23 protein-coding genes and 1 pseudogene are annotated in these 22048 nt (G+C 63.3%); 13 read left to right on the top strand and 11 right to left on the bottom strand.

The features are described from left to right. Nucleotides 1-101: 101 nt before the first annotated feature. The 5 genes and pseudogenes from JGU72_RS20055 (at nt 102) to JGU72_RS20035 (ending at nt 4547) form a co-directional block, all read left to right on the top strand. The gene (locus JGU72_RS20055; RefSeq protein ID WP_199685809.1) at nt 102-845 is read left to right on the top strand and encodes a hypothetical protein; all 744 of its coding nucleotides are present in this window, start codon (nt 102-104) and stop codon (nt 843-845) included. A 202-nt stretch (nt 846-1047) separates the two neighbouring features. Beyond that, nucleotides 1048-1290, top strand: coding sequence for a hypothetical protein (locus JGU72_RS20050; RefSeq protein WP_199685808.1), 243 nt, complete (start codon nt 1048-1050; stop codon nt 1288-1290). A 63-nt stretch (nt 1291-1353) separates the two neighbouring features. Then, nucleotides 1354-1860 (top strand): hypothetical protein, encoded by a 507-nt coding sequence (locus JGU72_RS20045; RefSeq protein WP_307828523.1) that lies wholly within the window; start codon nt 1354-1356, stop codon nt 1858-1860. A 95-nt stretch (nt 1861-1955) separates the two neighbouring features. Then, a pseudogene (locus tag JGU72_RS31095) lies at nt 1956-2066 on the top strand (MaoC/PaaZ C-terminal domain-containing protein); the annotation flags it as partial. Between the two features lie 240 nt (nt 2067-2306). Continuing rightward, entirely contained in the window at nt 2307-4547 is a 2241-nt protein-coding gene (locus JGU72_RS20035; RefSeq protein WP_199685807.1) for a molybdopterin-dependent oxidoreductase, read from the top strand. A gap of 1 nt (nt 4548) precedes the next feature. On the opposite strand, the gene JGU72_RS20030 is transcribed toward JGU72_RS20035, so the two are convergent. Continuing rightward, nucleotides 4549-5208 (bottom strand): TetR/AcrR family transcriptional regulator, encoded by a 660-nt coding sequence (locus JGU72_RS20030; protein ID WP_199685806.1) that lies wholly within the window; start codon nt 5206-5208, stop codon nt 4549-4551. 71 nt (nt 5209-5279) lie between these two features. Between JGU72_RS20030 and JGU72_RS20025 the strand changes: the two genes are divergently transcribed. After that, nucleotides 5280-6176 (top strand): alpha/beta hydrolase, encoded by an 897-nt coding sequence (locus JGU72_RS20025; RefSeq protein WP_199685805.1) that lies wholly within the window; start codon nt 5280-5282, stop codon nt 6174-6176. An 18-nt stretch (nt 6177-6194) separates the two neighbouring features. Then, complete coding sequence (locus JGU72_RS20020) at nt 6195-7046, top strand: SDR family NAD(P)-dependent oxidoreductase (RefSeq protein WP_199685804.1); 852 nt, start codon at nt 6195-6197, stop codon at nt 7044-7046. Between the two features lie 219 nt (nt 7047-7265). On the opposite strand, the gene JGU72_RS20015 is transcribed toward JGU72_RS20020, so the two are convergent. Further along, on the bottom strand, nt 7266-7721 hold the full coding sequence (locus tag JGU72_RS20015; protein WP_233532704.1) for a hypothetical protein: 456 nt from the start codon (nt 7719-7721) through the stop codon (nt 7266-7268). A gap of 113 nt (nt 7722-7834) precedes the next feature. Between JGU72_RS20015 and JGU72_RS20010 the strand changes: the two genes are divergently transcribed. Continuing rightward, nucleotides 7835-8152, top strand: a complete 318-nt coding sequence (locus JGU72_RS20010) for a nuclear transport factor 2 family protein (protein ID WP_199685802.1) — start codon at nt 7835-7837, stop codon at nt 8150-8152. 79 nt (nt 8153-8231) lie between these two features. On the opposite strand, the gene JGU72_RS20005 is transcribed toward JGU72_RS20010, so the two are convergent. Together JGU72_RS20005 and JGU72_RS20000 are read right to left on the bottom strand one after the other, a co-directional pair. After that, complete coding sequence (locus JGU72_RS20005; protein WP_199685801.1) at nt 8232-9029, bottom strand: SDR family NAD(P)-dependent oxidoreductase; 798 nt, start codon at nt 9027-9029, stop codon at nt 8232-8234. Continuing rightward, a complete protein-coding gene (locus JGU72_RS20000) occupies nt 9026-9886 on the bottom strand; it encodes an acyl-CoA dehydrogenase family protein (protein WP_233532703.1) in 861 nt (286 codons plus the stop codon). Before JGU72_RS20000 ends, JGU72_RS20005 begins: the two co-directional genes overlap by 4 nt. 503 nt (nt 9887-10389) lie before the next feature. Here JGU72_RS20000 and JGU72_RS19995 point away from each other — a divergent pair. Beyond that, a complete protein-coding gene (locus tag JGU72_RS19995; protein ID WP_199685799.1) occupies nt 10390-10833 on the top strand; it encodes a hypothetical protein in 444 nt (147 codons plus the stop codon). A 324-nt stretch (nt 10834-11157) separates the two neighbouring features. Further along, nucleotides 11158-11985 (top strand): hypothetical protein, encoded by an 828-nt coding sequence (locus tag JGU72_RS19990; protein WP_199685798.1) that lies wholly within the window; start codon nt 11158-11160, stop codon nt 11983-11985. Nucleotides 11986-12543: 558 nt separating this feature from the next. Here JGU72_RS19990 and JGU72_RS19985 read toward each other — a convergent pair. Both JGU72_RS19985 and JGU72_RS19980 read right to left on the bottom strand, forming a co-directional pair. Beyond that, a complete protein-coding gene (locus tag JGU72_RS19985; protein WP_199685797.1) occupies nt 12544-13422 on the bottom strand; it encodes an alpha/beta fold hydrolase in 879 nt (292 codons plus the stop codon). Beyond that, the gene (locus JGU72_RS19980; protein ID WP_199685796.1) at nt 13419-13811 is read right to left on the bottom strand and encodes a hypothetical protein; all 393 of its coding nucleotides are present in this window, start codon (nt 13809-13811) and stop codon (nt 13419-13421) included. The genes JGU72_RS19985 and JGU72_RS19980 overlap by 4 nt, the downstream gene beginning before the upstream one ends. Before the next feature lie 217 nt (nt 13812-14028). On the opposite strand from JGU72_RS19980, the gene JGU72_RS19975 reads away from it, so the two are divergent. Then, nucleotides 14029-14781, top strand: coding sequence for an IclR family transcriptional regulator (locus JGU72_RS19975; RefSeq protein WP_233532702.1), 753 nt, complete (start codon nt 14029-14031; stop codon nt 14779-14781). A gap of 12 nt (nt 14782-14793) precedes the next feature. On the opposite strand, the gene JGU72_RS19970 is transcribed toward JGU72_RS19975, so the two are convergent. From JGU72_RS19970 to JGU72_RS19950, 5 genes are read right to left on the bottom strand one after another with little or no spacing between them, the layout of a single operon-like run. Then, nucleotides 14794-15975 carry a thiolase family protein gene (locus JGU72_RS19970; protein ID WP_199685794.1) on the bottom strand — a complete coding sequence of 394 codons (1182 nt, stop codon included), beginning with the start codon at nt 15973-15975 and terminating at the stop codon, nt 14794-14796. Beyond that, on the bottom strand, nt 15942-16319 hold the full coding sequence (locus JGU72_RS19965; RefSeq protein WP_199685793.1) for a Zn-ribbon domain-containing OB-fold protein: 378 nt from the start codon (nt 16317-16319) through the stop codon (nt 15942-15944). The genes JGU72_RS19970 and JGU72_RS19965 overlap by 34 nt, the downstream gene beginning before the upstream one ends. Nucleotides 16320-16353: 34 nt before the next feature. Continuing rightward, nucleotides 16354-17097 (bottom strand): enoyl-CoA hydratase/isomerase family protein, encoded by a 744-nt coding sequence (locus tag JGU72_RS19960; RefSeq protein WP_199685792.1) that lies wholly within the window; start codon nt 17095-17097, stop codon nt 16354-16356. A 58-nt stretch (nt 17098-17155) separates the two neighbouring features. Further along, a complete protein-coding gene (locus tag JGU72_RS19955) occupies nt 17156-18400 on the bottom strand; it encodes a CaiB/BaiF CoA transferase family protein (protein ID WP_199685791.1) in 1245 nt (414 codons plus the stop codon). After that, on the bottom strand, nt 18397-19812 hold the full coding sequence (locus JGU72_RS19950) for an aldehyde dehydrogenase family protein (protein WP_199685790.1): 1416 nt from the start codon (nt 19810-19812) through the stop codon (nt 18397-18399). Before JGU72_RS19950 ends, JGU72_RS19955 begins: the two co-directional genes overlap by 4 nt. 257 nt (nt 19813-20069) lie before the next feature. Between JGU72_RS19950 and JGU72_RS19945 the strand changes: the two genes are divergently transcribed. After that, nucleotides 20070-21077 carry a MaoC family dehydratase gene (locus tag JGU72_RS19945; RefSeq protein ID WP_199685789.1) on the top strand — a complete coding sequence of 336 codons (1008 nt, stop codon included), beginning with the start codon at nt 20070-20072 and terminating at the stop codon, nt 21075-21077. Between the two features lie 47 nt (nt 21078-21124). Further along, entirely contained in the window at nt 21125-22045 is a 921-nt protein-coding gene (locus JGU72_RS19940; protein ID WP_199686105.1) for an HpcH/HpaI aldolase/citrate lyase family protein, read from the top strand. Nucleotides 22046-22048 lie beyond the last annotated feature (3 nt).

Genomic DNA, 22048 nt, shown 5'->3' with positions numbered 1-22048 from the left:
GAGAATTGGTTGCACCCGCGACATCGACACGGTTAACTCAGTACCGGTGACCTCGCGTCCGACGGCATCGCCCGTCGTCCCCCGAACACGCGAGTACGAATGTGCTGCTCCTAGACGTCGAAAATCGAGTACTCACCCACTTCCTCGGTCACGGACCGACACCCACGGCAGCAGACAGCCTGCGCCGACAACCACCACTACACCGCGACCTCTTCGACAACTTCCTCTACACCGCAACGACAATCGCTGTCGGCGAAGGCACCTGGGCGATGTTCCCCACCGCCTGCGCGAACTACCTGTCCGCCGTCGATGGTGACCTGCAGCGTCCACCGCCGTTGATTCCACCCGCTATCGCGAGCACCGTCGCGGAAATCCTGACCCAGTTCCAGCGGGCACAACCCGGAGACACAACGGTCGACGGATTGGGCAGCCGCATCACCCACCACCAACACAACCTAGCGTTGCGACTGTTCTACGAACTCGGTGGTGATCGCGGCGACGGACCCGCCGCCGCTGGACTACGCGTCCACAGCAAGACGATGGCAGCACGCATCAGCGACGGCTTCCTGCACCCCGCACTCGGCGGACACATGTGGAGCGACGTCCCCGCCGGCCCGCCCCACCGACCCGACGGTGGCCGCGACATCACCATCCTGCGCACCATCGCAGCACTCAGCTACGCCTGGCGCACAACACCGGCCGACCGACCCACGATCGAACGAAGAATCCTCGACCGTGCCCACACCCTCGGCTGGCGAACACACAGCCCCGGACTGATTGAAGACTCCCCCGGCAGGTGGTACGTGCAAGCACCACCACCAGACTCTCCGACGATACTTCCCTGAAGGGGCGTTCTCGGACACCAACCGCATTCCCGGACAACGCATTTGCAGACACATCGCCTTCTTAGAGAAGTGTCCTCCGTTTCACACCGGGCAGTCCACGCGATAATCGAGAAACGCAAAGACACATGCCGCGACGACGTTGAAAGGCAAGAACGAGTCGACCGGGCGGGTGCAGACGTGGAACTACGATGACCGCTGAGGCGTGATCGAGTCTGCGGACACACCAGAGGGATGCTGGGTCGACATTTCGTCGCTCATGATCGAGCACCCCGGACTCGTACTACCCGTTGGTCGTCGCATGCGATTCATGTGGGAGCGATTGAGCAGCAACGGAGTTCAGGACGGGTACGACTACGTCGCCTCCGAGGGTGTGGAACGACGGCGAGCAGCCATACCCACGTCCGCCGACCCCGACCAGTCGCAAGCACTGGCGCGCACCGCATGACGCCAGTCACTACATATCGTGCGGGCATTCTGTACCTCACCAACTTCCGCGATAGGTCTCCACGTGTTATCAAAGGCCATGGATTGGTCGCAGCCGGCGCTCGTGCGCGCAGGCTTTTCAGGTTTCGTCCCCTTCAGGGATCTCCCGGCCGCGAACGTGCCGATCAATCCTGGCGTATACGTTGTCGTTCGACCTACCGGTACAACACCCAAATTCCTTCCGGCTAGTCCGGCCGGCTGGTTCAAGGGCAAAGATCCGTCTGTGTCGATTCCAGTCCTGCAAAAGAAATGGGTTCCCGATACATCGCTGGTGTATGTCGGCAAAGCCAACGGTGGTAGCACTGGGAGAAGGGGTCTCCGTAAACGACTCGACGAGTACCGACGACATGGGGCCGGGGACCCCGTCGGCCACTGGGGTGGACGATACATCTGGCAGCTCGCCGACAGCGACGAGTTGCTGGTTGGATGGAAAACGACCGCGGACGGCCTCGCACGTGACCTCGAGCGAGACATGATTGCCGAATTCAAAGCAGCGCACGCCCAGCGACCGTTCGCCAACCTCGCCGGATAACCCACACGATCTGAGTTGCAGCGTTCATGCTCAAGGATGCAGACCGCGTACGCTGAACGGTCCCCAATCCCCATTCGCCACAGTATGTTTCAAAACACACCGATCCGCAGAGAGCAGCGTCCGGACCGTTCGGCAGAACAATTGCGCACGGATACCTGACACTTGCGCTGATCGCTCCCGCACTGTCGGAAGTACTCGTCATCGAAAACTGCGACACCCCGCGGTTCGCCACCCGGATCGACGCGTTCCTCGACAGCGCACATCCATCCGGCGAACCGAAGCGATAACACTCTGGGTCAGCGCTCGCCAGCGGTGTATTGCGAGAGCACGATAACGCCGAGTCGACGACCTGAGACCCTCCGAGACCCGATCGGCACGGCATGGTCGTCCCAGTTGCCAGAGCCGAAGTTCTGGACACCTGCCCAGTCATGTGTCAAGGTAATGCGATGTCCGCTGCTTCACCTACGACCGTCGTCACGTACTGCCGCATCTGCGAGCCGCTGTGCGGGCTCATCGCAACCGTCGAGGACGGTCGCCTTCTGTCCCTGCGTCCGGACCCCAAGCACCCGTTGTCGAAGGGCAACGCCTGCCCCAAGGGCATCGCGTTCACCGAGGTACAGAACGACCCCGACCGGGTGCTGCACCCCTTGCGACGCACTGCGGACGGCGAGTTCGAGCAGGTCTCCTGGGACATCGCCCTCACCGACATCGCCGCTCGGTTGCGCAAGGTGTGGGACGAGGACGGTGGCTCGGCGGTCGGCCACTACCTCGGCAACCCCAGCGCGTTCTCCTACTCCGCCGCGTTGTGGAGCGGACTGTTCCTCAAACGCCTCGGTTCGGTGCACCAGTTCACCACCGGATCGCAGGACATCAACAGCCGCTTCGTGGCCAGCAAGCTGTTGTACGGCGCCGCCACCCAGATGCCGTTCCCTGACCTGCCCCGCACGCAGTTCGTTCTGATGATCGGCGCGAACCCGCACGTCTCGCACGGCAGCGCCGTGCACGCCCCGCGGATCAAGCACGAGCTGTCCGCGATCACCGCACGTGGCGGCAGGGTGGTGGTGGTGGACCCACGTCGGACCGAAACCGCGAAGGCGCACGAGCACGTGCGGGTCCGCCCGGACTCCGATGCCTGGTTGCTGCTTTCCCTGCTGCACGTGGTCTTCGCCGAGGGCCTGACCGACGAGACGGCGATCGCCGAGCAGGCCAGCGGGGTCGAGATGCTGCGGACCGCGGCGAAGGAATTCCCGCCCGAGGAGACAGCCGCGCGCACAGGGGTCGATGCAGCGGTGGTACGACAGCTCGCCCGAGATTTCGCGACCGCGCCCAGCGCGACGGCCTACGGGCGCACCGGCGCGTGCCTGGGCAGGCACGGCACGTTGGTGTCGTTCCTGATCGACGTCCTCACCCTGGTCACCGGCAACCTCGACCGCCCGGGCGGCACGGTCTTCTCGCGGGGTGTCATCCCGGTCGAGGAGATGGGCGAGAAAGCGGGCGCGATGACCTACGGCGCCAGCCACTCGCGGGTCGGTGGCTTCCCTGACGTGATGGGCATCTTCCCGTCGAGCATCATGGCCGAGGAGATCACCCGCACCGGCCCGGGTCGACTGCGGGCGCTGATCGTCACGGCGGGCAACCCCGTACTGACGGTCCCAGACGGCGAACGTCTGGTGGAGGCGCTCGGAGAGCTCGACCTGCTGGTCTCCTTCGACCTCTACGTGAACGAAACCAATAGGCATGCCGACTACGTGCTGCCGGCGGTGACTTTCCTGGAGCGCGAGGACTTCCCCTTCGCCCTCACCGCCGCCTCACCCCGACCCTTCTACCAGGCCACCGAGGCCGTGCTGAAGCCCTACGGCGAGGCCCGCCCCGAGTGGGAGGTCTTCGAGGAGCTGATGCACCGGATGGGGCTGGCGATGACCTCCGGTGGTCGGCTGTCGTTCCTCAACCGTCCAATGCTCGCGCTCGAGAAGAGCGGCCTTCGGCTCACCCCGCGCCGGCTGATGGTGGCCCTGCTCCGCACCGGGCCCTTCGGCGACCGGTTCGGCCTACGACGCGGCGGGCTCAACGGAAAGACCATGCAGAGCAAACCGCACGGAGTCCTCCTCGCGGACCATGCCGCCACCGGCATCCTGTCCGAGGTCGTCCTGCTGCCCAGCAAAAAGGTTCGCCTGGACCCCACTGAGATCGCCGAGGAGCTCGCCAGGCTGGGTGACCGTCACCGCATGGACGGCGCCGACGGCTCGGATCCCGACTTTCCGACCCTGCTGATCGGCCTGCGCGAGATCCGCTCGCAGAACTCCTGGATGCACAACAGCCCCCTCCTGATGAAGGGTCCGCGCCGGCAGTCCGCGCGCGTGCACCCTGACGACGCCGCGGCAGCCGGGGTCGTCGACGGCGGGAACGTGCGGATCGTCTCTCGTCACGGGTCGATCGAGGTCGCGGTCACCGTCACCGACGAAGTCGGGCCGGGCACCGTGGCCGTCCCCCACGGCTGGGGGCACCGCGGAGGCTGGCAGCTGGCCAACGCCAGCGAAGGCACCAACGTCAACAAACTCATGTCCAGCGATCCAATCGACCTAGAGGCGCTTGCCGGGATGTCACTGCTCAACGGTGTGGCGGTAAGGCTGGAACCCCCAGCACTACGGGAGACAGGATCCGGCGCTGGTCGAGACAAGCCCGTGTAGGTCAGTGGGCGCGCAGGCCGTCGGCGGCTATAGCTATGAATGCAGCCATGAGCTGGTCGAGGGCCGCGGCCTCGACCCTCAGCTCACCCGGACGCCAGGCGAGTGCGAGCACCCCGTTCAGGGACGCCCAGAGTGCCGTTGCGACCTGATCGGGTTCCAGATCGGGACGAACGGCGCCCGTCGCCATGCCGGCGCGGATCGCGTCAGCGAGCTTTGCGTTCTGGGTCCTGGTCAGCTCGGCCAAACGAGCCACGGCGTCCGGCTGATCGGCGGGCTCGACGAGGATTCGGAACTCGTGGGGACGCTCGCGCGCAAATCGGACCCAAGTGGTCGCTACCAAGAGCAATCGCTCCTCCGCGGTGCCTTCGGCAGCATAGGCAGCATCCATGTAGGCGCGACTTTCCTCCATGGCCTGCTCCGCTACCGCGAGCAGCAACGACGACCGATTCCCAACCCGGTTATAGATGGTCGCGACCGCCACGTCGGCGCGCTCGGCCACTGCCTCGAGGGTGAGCGCGCCCATGCCCTCGGTCGCCACGATCTCGCGGGCGGCGTCGATCACAGATTGCCGATTAGCAGCCGCTCGACGCTGGGTTCGGGTCGGTGGAGGTGAACTTGCACCAATCTCGTGGGGCGAAGGCGGTACGGGGAATGACGGCATGGGATAAGTGTAAGCGGTGTCATACTTAGAAGGTCTTCCAACTTTGGTATGTCTTCTATTACGATACTTTTATGATTCAGACCGACATCGAGTTCCCGTCCGGTGACGGCATTTGTGGAGCCTGGCTTTACGCCCCCCAGCAGCCCGGCAATGCGTTGCGCCCGATCATCGTGCTCGCCCATGGTCTTGGCGGGGTGCGGGAAATGGGTCTGGACGCCTTCGCGAAGAGGTTCAGCGAAGCCGGATATCAGTGCCTGGTGTTCGACTACCGCCACTTCGGCGCCAGCAGCGGTGAGCCGCGACAGCTCCTCGACATCAAACGCCAGCTCCAGGACTGGGCATCCGCCGTCGCCTTCGCCCGGACGCTGGAAGGGGTGGATCCCGACAGAGTTGTCCTCTGGGGTACCTCGTTCGGCGGAGGCCACGTCCTTCGCACCGCTGCCCAGGACCGTCGCATCGCAGCGGTCATCTCTCAGTGCCCTTTCACCGACGGCCTCGCCTCGACACTGGCGATCCCCCTGAGAACGTCAGTCAAGGTCCTCGCACGAGCCGTGCGCGACCGCATCCGGTCCCAGCAAGGACGGACACCCCTCATGGTGCCCACCTACGGACCGCCCGGCTCGACAGCGCTGATGACCTCCCCGGACTCCGTAGCTGGTCTCGAGGCCCTGATAGCGCCCGGGTTCGACCTACGCCCCGACGTCGCGGCACGCTTCGCGCTCGACATCATCCGCTATTACCCTGGCCGCGGCGCCCGCGACATCACGTGCCCGATCCACTTCGCGGTCTGCCAGGACGACTCCGTCGCCCCCACCAAAGCGACCCTGCGTCACGTCTCGAAAGCACCGCGGGGAGAAATCAAACTCCAGCCGGGCGGCCACTTCGACATCTACGTCGGAGAAGACTTCGAGCACAACATCTTCCAACAGCTCGCCTTCCTCAACCACCACGTGCCCGTCACCGGCTGAAACATCACAGGAGTCCCCATGCCTAAATACGAACTCGACGGACGCACCGTCCTCATCACCGGCTCCACGGGTGGCCTCGGTACGGCTGTCGCCCGTGCACTGCGCCGGCGCGGCGCAAACCTCGCCCTGCTCGACCTCGACGCCGACCTGGCCCAGCGGCAGGCCGCCGACCTCGGACCCGAGACGGTCGCACGAGGCTGGGCCGCTGACGTCCGCGACCTCGACAGCCTTCGCGCTGCGGTCGATGCCGCGGCCGAACATTTCGGCCGCATCGACGTCGTCATCGCCAACGCCGGCATCGGCGCGGTGGCACCCATAGAGACCATGGACCCCGAGGCGTTCGAGCGCATCATCGACATCAATCTCAACGGGGTGTGGCGGACGTTCCGTACGGGTCTACCCCACGTCAAACAGACTGGCGGTTACATGCTGGCCGTCTCCTCGATGGCGGCCTTCGTCCACTCACCGCTCAATGGTCCCTATGTGGCCAGCAAGGCCGGGGCCTGGGCGCTGTGTGACGCCTTCCGCCTCGAGGTTCGCCACTACGGCGTCGGCGTAGGCAGCGTGCACCCCACGTTCTTCCAGACCCCGATGATGGACGACGTCCACGCCGACCCCGCCGCCACCAGACTGTGGGGCGGGAACAGGAACGGCCTGTGGAAGACGATTCCGCTCGACACCGTCGTCAACTCCGTTGTGTCCGGCGTCGAACGCCGAGCAGATCTGGTCGTACCCACCCGCCGAAACGCACTCGTCGCACGGATCCCGGGCCTCGTCCGGCCCATCATCGACCGCATCGGATTCCGCGGCACCACCATCCCCGACGCAATCGCCCAAGCCTCCCCCTCGGGATGGTCCCAACCACGCTGATGAGCGTCCTCGCGGCCGCCTCCGGCACGCCTCAGGGGAAAGCAGGGGGTTTGATCGTTACGAGTCCGGCAGGAACTGTGACTCGTCCCATGGGGTCGAATACAAATACCGACACGTTGTAACCGACTCCGTCACCCACCGGTTTATCGGTGCGGTGACATGCAGTGTCCGCCATAGTGATTGGTTGCTAGTCAAGGACGAGCGCGCGTTTCTGTCCAGCTAGTAGACGTCGACGGCCGTCACGCTCGGGATGTGCGGACGAGTCGTCGTCAGAGTGAGTTCGACCCGCCCCGAGCCCGTTTGCAGATGAGTATTCGGCTCCGCCGGAAAGTCGATAGGGCTGCCCGAGGCAACAGCAGTCCAGGACCCCGTCGCACCGGTCTCGAGGTTTCGCCACGCGACGGTGGCCGGCACCGAACACACGACCCCGGGCGGGGCCGAAATTCCGACGAAGGTGGCATTGAGGCGGATGTAGAGCTTTCCGGGCAGGCTGTCCGTCGCGACTGTGACTCCACCTATTCGGCCGGCGCAGGCAATCCCGTCCGCGACAGTAACGGTGTCACGAAGATTGACCCACCTGTCCTGCGTTTGATCTGCTGCCGCAGGACCCGTAGCGGCGAACAACCCGGCAACTGCCAGACCGCTCGCCAGGACCGAATTTCGAAGGGAGGTCATGGTTTCAACGTACACACGCACACGAGATCGGGAACGCGCCGAAGGCCATCGGCGCATGGGTGCCGATGTGGGACGCTAGACCATCGCGGCGCCACGGGCTATCGTTCTTCGCCATGACCGTGCTTGTCGACAAGTACATCGACGCCGTCAACCGTGCCGACATCGATGCCCTGACTGCCCTCTTCGCGCCGACTGCGACTCTGACACAGCGAGATGGCTTCTACCGCGGCACCGGTCAGATCGCCGAGTTCTATCGAAACCTGTGGCTCGGCGGCCCATCCGCCCACGAGATCGAGAATCAGTTTGCCGATGGGAGCGCACAGATCGTCCAATTCAAGGCGACCAGTCCGACGGGCGAAACGCGCCACGCCGTCGACGTCTTCATCGTCGAGGACGGGCTAGTTCAGTCACTGGACATCTACTACCGGTGAATCCTTGCCGCGAGCGCGTACTCGTGCGCGCTTCGGTCCTACCATGAGGCCGTAAGTCGGCGGATCGTGAAAGAAAGTCTCAGGCCGCCGAGATGCCGCCGTTGATACTGATCGCCTGTCCGGTGATCCGACCGGCAGCAGGGCTGTACAGAAATACAACGAGCGCAGCCAGATCGTCGGGCACAGGCACCCCGAGATGAGCCTGCTGAGCAGCCTTCGCGAACAGCCTCTTGCTGAATCCATCGCTGGTGATGCGGTCGGTCGATCCGGTGTCGTGGACGAGCGACGGCGTGAGGACATTCGCCCGGATGCCGTCGCGCTTCCCCTCGATGGCGAGCACCCTCGCGAACATCACGATGCCGGCTTTGGCAGCACCGATCACCGATTCGCCTGGCGTCGCAGTCTTGGCCGCATCGGATGCGACATTGACGATCACACCCGATCGACGCGTACGCATTAGCGGCAGCACTTCGCTCGCCATATGCATCGACGGCAAGGCCAGGTGCGTGTAGATCCGAGCGATGTCTTCAGTCGGGATGTCGGCGAACAATTCCGGCCGAACCTCGGGGGCTGTGGTGTACATCAGTATGTCGATCCCACCGAGAACATTCTCGGCCTCCTCGGCAATTCTTCTGGCGGACAATGCATCTATAGCGTTCCCGGCAATGAACGTGACCTGTGCGCCGTGGCGGGCAACGAGCGCCCGCGCGTCCTCGCCGCGCTGGACATTTCGCCCGACGAGGACGATGCGCGGTACTCCAGCTGCGGCGAGTTGTTCGGCGGAGGCCAGGCCGATGCCAGCTGTCCCGCCCACGATCAACGCGCCACTGTCCCCCAACGCCTTCGGCGGAGGAAGGCCGATATCCGACGCGGTCACAACGACACCGTCCCTCTCGCGAAGATGTCCCTTGCGATGACGTGCTTCTGAATTTCGGACGTGCCGTCTGCCGATAGGTAGGCCATGACGTCGCGGAACCGCTGCTGGATCGGGAATTCGGTTGAGTAGCCGAGGTTTCCGTGGATCCGCATCGACGACTCGATCGCATTCTTCGCAACAACCGGGGCCCACCACTTGCTCATCGACGCCAGAGCGGTGTGCGGCTGACCGGTCTCGCGAAGCCACAATGCCCGGTAGCAGGTCCAGCGCGCGCCCTCGATGTAGGTTGCGTGCTCGGCAAGCTGGAACGAGATCCCTTGGTTCTCGGCGATCGGGCGTCCGAACGTTTCGCGTTGCTGCGCATACACAGCCGCTTCCTCGAGACTCTGTTTCGCGGCTCCCAGGCAGAGCAAGCCAAGTGCCGCTCGGCTAAAGTCGAAGTGGTTCATCACAGTTCGGAACCCATGGCCTTCCTCGCCGATGAGGTGGCTGTGCGGAACGAAGACGTTGTCGAAATGGATCGATCCCCACCCCAAGGGCAGGCAGCCCATTCCCATCATGTGGCTGACCGACACACCGTCGGAATCGAGCGGAACCACAAAACAACTCACGCCCGAGGCGCGCGTGGTGCCGGCTTCGCGGGCGTAAACGAGCGCGACGGTTGCGTTCATCGCAAACGAGATCGCGGTCTTCTCGCCATTGAGCACCCAGCCGCCGGGAACCGGCTTCGCCGCGGTGCGAAGACCACCCGCATCCGAGCCCGAGCCAGGCTCGGTGAGGGCGATACCGTAGCCGCAAGCGCAATCTCGAACCAAACGTGCCGTCGACAACGCGGCGGTACCGGAGCTGCTCGACAATCTGGACCTCACCGTCGATGACACGGAAGTGCTGTTCACGTACGCGGCCGCGACTTGAACCCGAACTCCGAATGTCAGCCGTGCGACCAAGGACTCCCCCTGTAAACGCACCCGCGCCGTAGCACCGTCATCGCCGTCATCGCCGTCGTCGCCAAGCAACGACACTCGCATCAACGACGATCACGATCGTCTCGGAGCACCTTCGCCGCCACCTCGAACGAGACGGCTCCGCCCAGATACCCGCTCGAGCACCCAAAGCGCTCCCATTCGGCCCTCGAAGTGTCGGGGCGCCGACGTTCGCTCCGTGTCCGCGCCGACACTTGCCGCACCCCTCACGACACTGGAAATCTGTTCTAACTCGTTGTATCACAACCATTTTCGCTAAATAACAAGCACAGGGGTGGCCGATCCGCACCCTGTAGGGGGCATTGAATCAAGAGCCTCGTTGCGTGGAAACTTATTGAGACACAAGAAATTCCACCATCCAGCCCTAGGGACATCCCATGAGCACATTCCGCACCCGTCTTCGTCGTGGCATCACCGGCACCGCCACCACCGCACTTGCCCTGCTCGCCTTTGCCAACCCGGCATCGGCAGCAACCGATCTTACGACCGTCCACGTCGTCCAACTGTGCACACAGGGCGGCCAGTTCTGCAACGGCATCGAACGGCAGTCGTTCACCACCACGGAGCAGTACCCGAACATGTTCGTCGAGTTCGTCGCCGACCCCGGACACTGCTCCGACATCATCGTGCGCCTCTCCGTCGACGGACCAACAATCAAAGAAGTCCAGGTCGGCCCGGGTGAGAGCACGGGTGCGATCTTCGTCCCCGCCACCGCCGGCAACCACCTCGTCAAACTCACCGCCTTCGGCGTCGAGGGCGGTTGCAACGTCGGCAAACTGGGATCCTGGGAAGGTAATGTGTCGATGCAGCGGGTCAACTGATCGCACTTCGAACCTTCACCACCGAACGAGACATATTGCGTTCGGCAGCCAAATATCTCGCCGGGAGACGCGCTGTTGACCGCTTCCAGTTCGTCGCAGACCACCAGAACGCCTTCGAGGTGACGCGGTTATGTAAGGCCTTTGAGGTGGCGCGCTCGTCGTTCTACTCCTGGGAAGCCGCCGCCGAGGGCACGGCGGCGCGCCGTCGACTGACGGCACACGGCAACGTCTACCCGGATTTCCCATGGTTGCCGAACATTTCTGGGGCGGTTCCGTCGACGATGCCGCACCGATGGTTACCCCTAGCGCAGTAATGTGACCTGCATGGATCAAATCCCTTCGGATGAGGGTGCATCCACCACGCTCGTCAGTACCGCGGTGCTCCGCCGCGACCTTTCGTTTGCGGCCCTGACAACTGCCGCCCTGTTGATTGCCCATGCGATCGTCCTGTTTCTGCATGAGTGGGCGCACTCCGCGATGGCATGGATTCTCGGCTTCAAGTCAAATCCGCTGGCTATCACTTATGGCCGTCTCAACCTGCCAAACGTACTGCTGCAGGGTGAGATGGACGAGAACGTCGATTATGAGTCGATATTCCGCGCCGGACATCGGGTGGACGTGTCGGTGATCGCGTTGGCGGGCATCACAAGCATGCTGCTTGTCTACGTTGTCTGCGCCCTGGTTTTGCGGAGTCGAGCATCGCGAATGCGGTCAGCCGGCACGATGTTCCTGTTCTGGGTGGCCGTGATGTCGGCCGGCGATCTCTGGGCTTATGCGCCCGTGCGCACCATCACGACACGTTACGACATGGCGAACGCGGCCCAGGGTCTCGGCATCTCGACCTGGACATTGCTGCCGTTCGTTACTGTGCCCTCGATTTGGGTCGGCTGGGACCTCTTCAGCCGTCTGCTGCCGAGCGTGCTGGCCCAGTCCAGTGGCAGTGACCTGCTTCGCCGCGCATTTGTCGTCGTGGTCGCCTGCTTTGTGTACTTCGGCTACTTCGGCAATGTCGGGAGCGGCGGCAGCTACGGCAACGTCTCGGCGGTGCTGTCGATCCTCTCGGTGTTCTTGCTGTTTCCCCTGGTCGTTATGGCGACGCTGTCCCGGGCCGGGATACGCAACGCCACTGAGCGGCCGAAGAAGAGCAGTTAGCACCGCACGTATCCCCCAGATCGACGAGGGAACCGACCGCGTAGTGATCGTCCGAGCGGCCGCCCTGCTCAGCCCGCGACCCGGAGCAGGCGCTACAGCTGAACGTGGATAAAAAAATGAAATACATTGGTGAAACGAAAAGCACCCGAATTCGCACTTACGACCCAACGCTAGTTGACCACCCTGAATCCTCGATCAAGTCGTTCGATAGCTCTGCGGCCGACTCAGAGACATAGGTCCCCGTCAGCCACTTCGGCGAATATTCCGACCCGACGACTCCGGCCGGTCGACAACCGCAGCCGCCCATCGCAACCGCGCAGCCTAGTGTGTCGCACGGGACACCGAAAACCACTGCACCATAAACACTTCAAACCCTCGATCGCTGAATCGAATCGCTCGGCCTACGTCGACCACAACCAGGATTGCAACACCATTACCTGCCCGCACCCGCAACGCCGCCCAAACGGAGGTACCGAGTTCGCCGGCGAGTGGACGTGCCCGTAGGCCGCGCCTGCCCACGGTCGCGTAGCGGCCGCGACGGCGGACGATGCACCGACCTCAATGCCTGGCAGCCAAAGTCAAGTGCTCCAAAGATGCGGCCTCTCGCAGGATCGGCTGGAGGAAACCCTTGAAGACGTCGGGGTTCTCCGACATCGGAAAGTGGCCTACGCCTTGCATTTCCACGAAGTGCGAACCCTCGATTTCCGCAGCGAGGAGGGCACCGACTGCCGGCGGGGCCGTCCAGTCGTATTCAGCGCTGAGGATCCATACAGCGATCTGTGCCGTGTCGATGTTCCGGGCCGTTTCGGTGAGGTCGTGCTCAATGAAGTAGTACTCGAGGTCGCCCTTGAAGACCGACGGCGCTCCCTGACTGTAGATCCAGGCGGTCTCGCGTTTGCACTCCTCGGGGCTTGTCGGGGCGCAGAACGTGTACATCATGCCGAACTTGGTGTCGTTGCCCACCTCGGGGTGATACAGGTAGGGCAGGATCCGCTCCATCCCGTGTGAGTGCAGCGCAGCCTCGACACACACCACTGCGCGGTACCGCTCGGGGTGACTCAACGCAAGGTCCGCTCCCAGGTGACCGCCCATGGAACAACCAACAAAAATCGGGCGATCCAACTGCAGTGCGTCGGCGAGTTCGAGATGGAATGCGATGAGGAAGTCCTGAGTCAGGGTGTAATTCTGGTTCCACCAGTCCACGGAGGTCGGAGGGACTGACTTGCCATGGAAAGGCAGGTCCGGTGCGATAAGCCTGAATTCTTCTGTGATCTCAGGGGATTCGAGCAGGTGGCGCCACTGCCGGTTGTCGCACCCGGCGGTGTGCTGCAGTACTACTGGAACACCAGTTCCCGATTCTTCGACGTATACCCGGTATTCGACACCTTGCACGGTGAGGTACAGATAGCGGCCCGTGATGTCTGCGTACCTGCTCATGCCGCCACCGACCGAACGCCGTCGGCGATCTGGCACAGGACTTCTCGGGTCCGACGGATCGCCGGGTAGTAGGCCATGATCATCTTCATATTTCCTTCGATCCGGAAGCCGTGATACAGCATCGCGCAGTAGTAGTCCTGGAAGAACGGCGGCGGCACCGGAGCGAGCAGCGCTGCCCACTGCTCGTCGGTCCCCGCAAGCTGGAAGTCCCAGCCGTCGAAAGGCGTTACCCCGGGGTCGACGGCAACGACGTTGCCCTCGATGAGCTTTACCAGCAGGCTCTGCTCGTCAGTCACGATGCGGAACTGAACATTCCAATATCGTGCGTGAATCCGGAACTCCGGGTCATTGTTCAGCGCGTTTCGCAAGAGCTCCGCGTCGATTTCCATTAGGTCTCCATCTTTGGTCCATATAGCGGCACGATTGATATTTTGTTGATACGTAATCGTCACAGACCCGCCCGGAATGTGTCAAGAGACACAGCGATTTTCGTCGGAAGAACGCTTGCATGCAGCAACTTTTCGAAATATACGACCTGTTACGCCTTTTCGATGCCAACTGCGCTACTGTGCCATATAACGGTACAAAAGCGATCGGAGACCCTGGATGGATACGAACGGAACCACTGACTCGATGAGCAGCCTCGCGCGAGGCCTTCTCGTTCTCGAGGTCATCGCCGACGCGCAGCCGATCGGGGTTGCTGATCTCGCGCGGCGCCTCGACATGCCGAAGTCTTCTGTGCAGCGAACTCTGAAGACATTGGCGGAGGCTGGATGGCTCGTGTCGACCGACGAGCACCGGACACGGTGGTTCCTCGCCGCGAAGGTCCGCTCCATCGGCCATAGGGCAGGTGGCGAACCGAGCCTGCTCCAGGCAGCGTTACCGCATGTCCAATGGCTCGCGCAACAAACGCAGGAGACCATCCACTTCGGTGTGCCCATCGGTGATCGTTCGATGGTCGTACTCGACCGGGTCGACTCCACGCGACCGGTCCGCACGTTCATGGCGATCGGCACGACAATTCCGCTTCACGCGTCCGCATCGGGCAAGGCGATTATGTCCGGGTGGGAGGATGCGCGACTCAACGCTTACATCAACGGCGGCTTGGACCGGATTACACCGACGACCCTCACATCCGCGCCCGATTTCCTTCGCCAGCTCGAACAAGTTCGCGCACAAGGCTATGCCGCCAACTTCGCAGAGAACCGCGAAGACGTCTTCGCGATCGGTAGTGCCGTCGGGACCCTCGCCGCGGTCAGCATCTCCATGCCGGCAACCCGATTCGACCCTGACCGCGTCGAGGAGTGGGGCGGACTCGCACGCGAAACGTGTGCACGCATCGGCCGCGCTCTCGGCTGACTACCGAGGACATCAGCGAACGCCATCAGCAGCCAAGATATGAACCGAGCATGCACCGTGGTCGAGCCCAGCTATACCGCCGCCCGTCACGTGGGTCATGCCGATGGTTGCGCCTTCTACCTGCCGGCTGCCCGCACGTTGTGTGAGCTGCGCGAAGCACTCCACGACCTGCGCCAATCCAGTGGCACCGACGGGGTGTCCCCTCGACAAGAGCCCGCCCGACGGGTTGACCACAACATCGCCGCCGTACGTGCTGGACCCAGACGTCAGAAATTGCACCGCGTCGCCGGCTTTGCACAAGCCCAACACCTCGTAATACACCAGCTCCGCGATCGAGAAGGCGTCGTGCAGCTCGACCAGATCCAGGTCGTCGGGTCCCAGACCCGCCATCTCGTACGCCTCACACGCCGACTCGGCGGTGATCTCCGGCGCGAGCATGTCGCGCCGGCCGCTCTCGTACTGCCCAGAGTGCAACGTCGACGCGAGCACTCGAACAGCAGGCCCACCGAGTCTGCGGCGCACCTTCTCCGAGACGACCACCGCTACGGCCGCACCGTCGCCCGTTGGGCAACACTGAAGGAGCGTCAGGGGATCGGCGATCGGACGCGACGCAAGTACCTCTGCCACAGTTACTTCGGAGCGGAACTGGGCACAGGGGTTCGTGCTCCCGTGCCGTCGATTCTTCACGCTGACGAGGGCCAAGTCCGAGACGGAAGCATCGCGTTCATGCATGAATCGGCGAGCCCGCAAGGCATAGAGAGCCGGCATCACCAGCCCGATCTCGGTCTCGACATCCCTCTCCGGCAGGGGCAGCGTGCCCTTGCCGAACTGCGAGAGACTGTCGACGCCAATTGCCAAGGCAACGTCTACGCGTCCAGATTCGACGTCCTGGATCGCGGTGCGCAGGGCAGTTCCTCCGCCCGAGCACGCATTCTCGACATTGGTCACTGGTATACGACCGGCCCCGAGCCGCGACATGATGCGTTGACCGAGGAGCGGGCCGCCGAAAGAATGCCCGCAAGCCACCGAGCCCACGTCCTCGAGCGATAGGCCCGCGGACTGCACGGCAGCGATGACGGCCGGAGCCGCGAGGCCGACGTAGCTCGAATGTGGATGGCGACCCATTCGGACCATCTCGGCACCCATGACGTACGCCGCGCTCACGGGTTCGTCTCGCTGGAGTGAAAGGCCCATCCGGTGGGTCCGTTGCGCAAACGCACCTGCGTATCGCAAGCCAGCGCATCGGGCGAGATATCGAGATCGCCGAGGACTCTGAGGCCGTCCGCGAGGTCTACGTAACCCACCGCGTACGGAACCGCGCGTGCCGAGCTCACATGAACGACCGTGTAGGAGTACAGGTTTCCGTGATCTGCAAATGTCCGCTCCTCCAAATTCGACGCACGGCAGTTACGGCACACTCGAACCGGCGGGAATGCCGCCTGACCGCATTCGACGCAGCAGCTGCCTACGATCCGACCCTCCCGACGCACAAGGGCGACCGATTCGTGGGGATTCGTTTCGATCCAAGGTTCAACCATGGCGTTCATCTCTCTTCAGTTGCAGCGTCGGATGTCAATCGAGGGGCCCGCGTTGGTGAGTTCGACTCGCCTCGATGGACCACCCCGTGAGCCGGCTGACCTTCATCGACTCCTCCCACGACGCGTTCACCATGCTGTGAAAGGCACGCTTCCCCCAGTCCAGGGCGATCGGGTCGAATTTTGCGATGTGCTCGGCGATTTCGATGCTTCGTGCCAGGAGTTGGTCGTCTGGAACGACCTCGTTGACCATGCCCATTCGCCACGCTGTGGCTGCGTCTACTCGCTTGGCCAGGAAGATGAGCTGGGCGGCGTGCTTCGGCAGCACCCGGTTGATGAGTGACGGCCCGGAGAGCGCCGCCCACGCACCGAATCCCATCTCCGGTGTGCCGATGCTCGCGGATTCGGCGGCGATCGCAAGCTCACAGTTGTGAACGAGAGTCGAGCCTCCGCCCAGCGCGAATCCGTTCACCGCGGCGATGAACAGCGCCGGATGCTTCCGAAGATCTTCGTTGCACTCGGCCCAGTATCCGATGTTCGCGCTTGCCAACCTGTCCGTCTGCGAAGCGACGTGCGTTTCGGTCAGGTCGACACCAGAACAGAAGCTCGAGCCGACGCCGGTCAGAACAACGACCTTCTTGTCGTACACCTCGGTGAAGACTTCCCGCAGACGGCGCTGCGCTGCTCTGTTCATGGCGTTGCGCTTGTCGGGCCGGTTGAGTGTGATCAACGCCCAGCCGTCGTGGTGCTCCACTAATACGTGCTCGTCGTCGGGGGACATAGCGAACCTCGCTCACTAGAAGAATCGGTATCGGAAATGTGTTCTTGCGCTTGCGGACTCACACGCTGCGGTCTGCCAGGGCCGCGAATCGACGGGGGAAGCCTGAGCGGCCTTGGTCCAGGTGTTCCCGGACATCCGCTCCGTGCTCGTCCAGCAACGGCGCTCGGCGATCCGGTTCTGCGGGCGTGCCCGAAAACTTCATCGGCTGACCGGCAACGGCGAGCGTGTGGGACATACCAGGGTGCTCGAGCTGAATGACCATCTTGCGAGCAGCCACGTGCGGATCGGCCATGATTTCGGCTGCGTCGCGTACATCGCCGACTGGGACGCGACCGCCCAGCTGAGCCAAGATTTCTGCCTTGGTCCGCACGCCGGTCCAGTCAGCGAGGCAATCGAACACCTCACGACGCCGCGCGACTCGCAGCCGGTTCGTGGCCAGATCGGGATCGGCAGCCAGATCTGGTCGACCTATGAGCCCGCAGAGCGTGCGCCACCGGACGTCGTTCGGCGCAGCGATCGCGACCCAGCCGTCGACTGCAGGCAGGATGTCGAAGGGACTGAGCAGAGGGTGCCGGTTTCCCTCGGGCGTGGGCACCGACCCGGTGTAGGAGTGCTGATAGATGATCCGTTCGCACAGGGCGAGGATCGCGTCGTACATCGCCACATCGACGAACTGCCCGAGGCCGGACCCGCGGGTCTCGTACAGCGCTGCGGTGACACCGAGGGCCAGCATCGTGCCGGGATAGATATCCCCGATACCCGGCCCCACCTTGATCGGGTTGCCGTCCTCGGTGCCGGTGATGCCCATGAGACCGGCCATCGCCTGGACGACCACGTCGAAAGCCGGCCAATGCAGGTACGGGCTCTCACCCGACCGGGCGTCACCGAAGCCGCGCACGGCGGCATAGATGAGGCGCGGGTTGTCCGCGCTCAGTGATTCATAGGACAAACCGAGGCGCTCCATGACACCTGCGGTGAAGTTTTCGACGAGTACGTCTGCTTCGGCGACGAGCTTTCGGAATGCGGCGATGCCGGCTTCGGTCTTCAGATCGAGGACGATGCTGCGCTTGCCGCGGTTGACACTCTGGAAGTATCCGCCGAACGCGCGCTCCTGGTCGTCGACGTGGAACGGTCCGGTCAGACGGGACATGTCACCGGCGGGCGTTTCGATTTTCAGCACATCTGCACCCATGTCGGCGAGCAACATAGTGGCGTAGGGCCCAGCGAGTGCGTGCGTGAGGTCGACGACTCGTACTCCATCGAGTGGGCCGCCGCTCGCTGCGCGACGAGAGTGGGTGGTCACAGCGCGACCGTCACGCTCTTGACCTGGGTGTAGTGATGCAGTGCTTCGACACCCTTCTCGCGTCCGTAACCGCTCTGCTTGTATCCGCCGAAAGGCGTCTCGACCCCACCCGCGAACCACGTGTTGACGAAGACCTGTCCGGTCTCGAGTTGGTCCGCCACGCGGAGCGCTCGTGAGATGTCGCGGGTCCACACACCGGAGACCAGGCCATAATCGCTGTCGTTGGCGACGGAGACGGCCTCCTGTTCGTCGTCGAAGGCTATTACGACCACGACAGGTCCAAAGACTTCCTCGCGCGCGATGCGCATCGAGTTGTCCACGTCCGTGTAAATCGTTGGGGGGACGAAGAATCCGTCGCCTCGGTCGCCAATGGCCACACCGCCGACCGCGGCGTGTGCGCCGTCGTCCCGGGCAATCTCGAAGTACTCGATAACCTTGTCGTACTGCGCTCGCGTGGTGACCGGACCCAACGTCCCTGCGGCGCTGAGTTTCTCAGTGGCCTCGACGAGCCTCGCGACGAATTCGTCGTGAACCGGACGTTGCACGAGCAGCCGTGTTCCGGCCGAACAGACCTGCCCGGTATTCATCGTGAAGGCGACGAGAGACATTGCCGCAGCGCGGTCCAGGTCGGCGTCTGCGAAGACGATGTTCGCCGATTTCCCGCCGAGTTCGAGTGTCAAAGGAATGATCCTGTCAGCCGCAACCCGACCGACCTCGCGTCCCGCGCGTACCGACCCTGTGAAGACGATCTTTCGAACTCCGGGATTCTTCACGAGCGCGGATCCGGGTCCCTGGCCGTCGCCGGTCACTACGTTCAGCACGCCGGGCGGAAATCCAACCTCTGTTGCGAGTCGTGCAAGTACCAAGGTGGTGGCCGACGTGAATTCCGACGGCTTGATCACTACGACATTGCCGGCGGCGAGCGCGGGCGCCGCTGCTCGCGCGGCTTGGTTCAGCGGGACATTCCAGGGGGTAATGACGCCAACCACGCCGAACGGCTCACGTCGTGTAAAACTGTGGTGCTCGGGCCCCAAGTCGATGGTCTCGCCGTGGAGCGAGTTGACGAGCCCGCCGTAGAACTCGAAATATGCGGCAGCACCGGCAATTTCCTGCCGCGCGTTCGAATCGGGTTTGCCTGCCTCCCCCGCCTCGAGGCGTGCGAGCTCGTCCGCATGGGCCAGGATGGATTCGGCTAGGCGCATGAGCAAGCGGCCTCGGGCGATCGGCTTTTGTCGTCGCCAGGCCGACGCAGCAGCCTGTGCTGCGCTGACAGCGTCCTCGACATCTGCGGCGGTGCCCATGGCGATGGTTGCGATTTCGGCGCCGTCGACCGGGCTCTTCGTCGTGAACTGACCGCCGTCGCGGGCTGGTGCACTCTGACCGTCGATCCAGTGGTCGAAATTGACCTTCATTTGCGCTCCTAGTGGACTATATGCCATATAGCGGCACGTAAAGTTCTCGATTTGATTTGAGTATGTGACGTTCAATGATGCCTTGTCAATGCCCGTTTTCTGTCGATCCAGCGGGCTGCACGTCGTTTCGCTTTGCGTGACTCAAGGACTATATGCCGTCATACGGCACGTTTGCCATTGACAGATCGGCGAGTGGCGCGTAACACTATTTGTGCCACTTAGCAGTCCGCTTGTGCCACTCAATGAAACGAGTCCCTATGAAGACTTTGGAGCCACACGATTGGCCCCTGATCCCCCGCGGCACAGCATTCGAAGATCACGTCGTCGGCCGCGTCTTCGACCATCACTGGGGCCGAACGATTCACGGGAGCGACAACATCGCCTTCAGCACCCAGATGCTCGCGTTCAACCCGATGTACTTCAATCGCACCGCTGCCGTGGCCGCCGGGCACCCAGACGAGGTCGTCAACCCGCTGCTCGTGTTCGACGTGGTCTTCGGACTGAGCGTCGAAGATCTCAGCGAGGCCGGCGGACCGTTCTTGGGCGCGAGCGCAGTCGAGTACATCCGTGACGTCTATCCGGGACAGACCCTCACGGCCTCGAGCACGGTCGTCGACGCACGAAAGTCGGCATCTCGAACGGACGCCGGAATCGTCACCTGGGAGACGCTCGGCCGGGTGGCGGCCGATCCGGTGATCAGGTTCAGGCGCACCAATCTCGTGCGGCTACGCGCCGAAAGCCACGGTCTCGCAGCCGTTCCCGATGGGTTTGCGGAGGATTTCGTCGTCGGGGCACGCTTCCGACATGCCCGGACACGGACCATCACCGATCTCGATCTCAACGGACTGACACTGCTCGTGATGAACACTGCCTCGGGGCATTTCAGCGAACAGGAGATGGCCGGGTCCGCTTTCGGCGGGCGCATCAATTTCGGCGGCCTGACCCTTGCCCTCACGGTCGGCCTCGCAACTCAAGACACCAGCGGGCAGTCAGTTCGCGAAATCGGGCTCGACGACATCCGTTTCGCAGTTCCGGTCCGGCACGGCGACACCGTCGGCGCGGCCACGGAGGTGCTGGCCGTCGAACCGATCGCCGGCGGCGATGCGATCGTCTCCTTCCGCCATTTCGGCATGAACCAACACGGCGACGTCGTGTGCGAAGTAACCCGCAAACTCCAGGTCCGGACTCGTTCCACCGCAGCCGATTTCGCCTCGATCGGCCGCGACTTCGACTCGACCAGCTCAACGAACGCTACTGAAAGGTGAACTCACCAGTGATCACAAACCGCCCCCTACGTCCCCGCCGGTCCTGTATGGCTGTGCCCGGAAGTAGCGACAAGATGCTGAAGAAGGCGCAGGGATTTTCGTCCGACCAAGTATTCCTCGACCTCGAAGACGCCGTCGCACCCGTAGCCAAACCTGCCGCCCGAACAGCGGTCGTTCAGGCGCTGAATCACGGCGACTGGTCCGGGAAGACTCGAGTCGTACGCGTCAACGATGCCGATACCGAATGGGCACACGAAGATGTTCTCCAGGTGGTCCGCGGCGCTGGCGCGAACCTCGACTGCATCATGCTCCCGAAAGTCGAACGAGTCGCCCACATCCATTGGTTGGATGTGTTGCTGACACAGATCGAACGTGAATTGGGTCTGCCGGTCGGCGGGATCGGCATCGAAGCGCAGATCGAGGGCCCGGCTGGGCTCAGCGAGATCGACGCGATCGCAGCCGCAACCTCCCGTACCGAGGCACTTATCTTCGGACCCGGGGATTTCATGGCCGCCATGAAGATGCCTGCGCTGACGATCGGCGCCCCCGGCGCCTCTGGCTTCGATCCCTTCGACACCGTGCTCATGACGATCGCGATGACCGCGCGCAAATACGGACTGCAGGCCATCGACGGGCCCTTCGCACTTATCCGGGACCTGGACGGCTACCGAGCATCCGCCGAACGCGCAGCCGCCTACGGCTATGACGGCAAATGGGTCCTCCACCCCGGTCAAATCGACACCGCCAACGACGTTTTCGCTCCGACGCAGGCGATCTACGACAAGGCCGAGATGATCATCGACGCCTACGACTACTACTCCTCCGCTGCGGGCGGCGGACTCGGCGCAGTGATGCTCGGCGACGAAATGATCGATGAAGCGAGCCGGAAGCTCGCACTCGTGACCGCCGAGCGCGGCCGACTCATCGACATGCCTCGTACCACCCGGTTCGACCCGCCAAATAGCTGAACG

This window comes from Antrihabitans auranticaus (assembly GCF_016481275.1).
Lineage (GTDB): Bacteria > Actinomycetota > Actinomycetes > Mycobacteriales > Mycobacteriaceae > Antrihabitans.
The sequence above is the reverse complement of the archived record's forward strand: the minus strand, read 5'-3'. Positions and strand labels throughout refer to the sequence as shown.

Bases quoted from the DNA above. Each gene is read 5' to 3' on its own strand.
- JGU72_RS20035 (WP_199685807.1), top strand. From the start codon at position 2,307: ATGTCCGCTGCTTCACCTACGACCGTCGTCACGTACTGCCGCATCTGC.
- JGU72_RS19970 (WP_199685794.1), bottom strand. From the start codon at position 15,975: ATGGGCCTTTCACTCCAGCGAGACGAACCCGTGAGCGCGGCGTACGTC.
- JGU72_RS19950 (WP_199685790.1), bottom strand. From the start codon at position 19,812: ATGAAGGTCAATTTCGACCACTGGATCGACGGTCAGAGTGCACCAGCC.
- JGU72_RS19960 (WP_199685792.1), bottom strand. From the start codon at position 17,097: ATGTCCCCCGACGACGAGCACGTATTAGTGGAGCACCACGACGGCTGG.
- JGU72_RS20030 (WP_199685806.1), bottom strand. From the start codon at position 5,208: ATGCCGTCATTCCCCGTACCGCCTTCGCCCCACGAGATTGGTGCAAGT.
- JGU72_RS19965 (WP_199685793.1), bottom strand. From the start codon at position 16,319: ATGGTTGAACCTTGGATCGAAACGAATCCCCACGAATCGGTCGCCCTT.
- JGU72_RS20025 (WP_199685805.1), top strand. From the start codon at position 5,280: ATGATTCAGACCGACATCGAGTTCCCGTCCGGTGACGGCATTTGTGGA.
- JGU72_RS19975 (WP_233532702.1), top strand. From the start codon at position 14,029: ATGGATACGAACGGAACCACTGACTCGATGAGCAGCCTCGCGCGAGGC.
- JGU72_RS19990 (WP_199685798.1), top strand. From the start codon at position 11,158: ATGGATCAAATCCCTTCGGATGAGGGTGCATCCACCACGCTCGTCAGT.
- JGU72_RS20020 (WP_199685804.1), top strand. From the start codon at position 6,195: ATGCCTAAATACGAACTCGACGGACGCACCGTCCTCATCACCGGCTCC.
- JGU72_RS19995 (WP_199685799.1), top strand. From the start codon at position 10,390: ATGAGCACATTCCGCACCCGTCTTCGTCGTGGCATCACCGGCACCGCC.
- JGU72_RS19940 (WP_199686105.1), top strand. From the start codon at position 21,125: ATGGCTGTGCCCGGAAGTAGCGACAAGATGCTGAAGAAGGCGCAGGGA.
- JGU72_RS20010 (WP_199685802.1), top strand. From the start codon at position 7,835: ATGACCGTGCTTGTCGACAAGTACATCGACGCCGTCAACCGTGCCGAC.
- JGU72_RS20015 (WP_233532704.1), bottom strand. From the start codon at position 7,721: ATGACCTCCCTTCGAAATTCGGTCCTGGCGAGCGGTCTGGCAGTTGCC.
- JGU72_RS19985 (WP_199685797.1), bottom strand. From the start codon at position 13,422: ATGAGCAGGTACGCAGACATCACGGGCCGCTATCTGTACCTCACCGTG.
- JGU72_RS19945 (WP_199685789.1), top strand. From the start codon at position 20,070: ATGAAGACTTTGGAGCCACACGATTGGCCCCTGATCCCCCGCGGCACA.
- JGU72_RS19980 (WP_199685796.1), bottom strand. From the start codon at position 13,811: ATGGAAATCGACGCGGAGCTCTTGCGAAACGCGCTGAACAATGACCCG.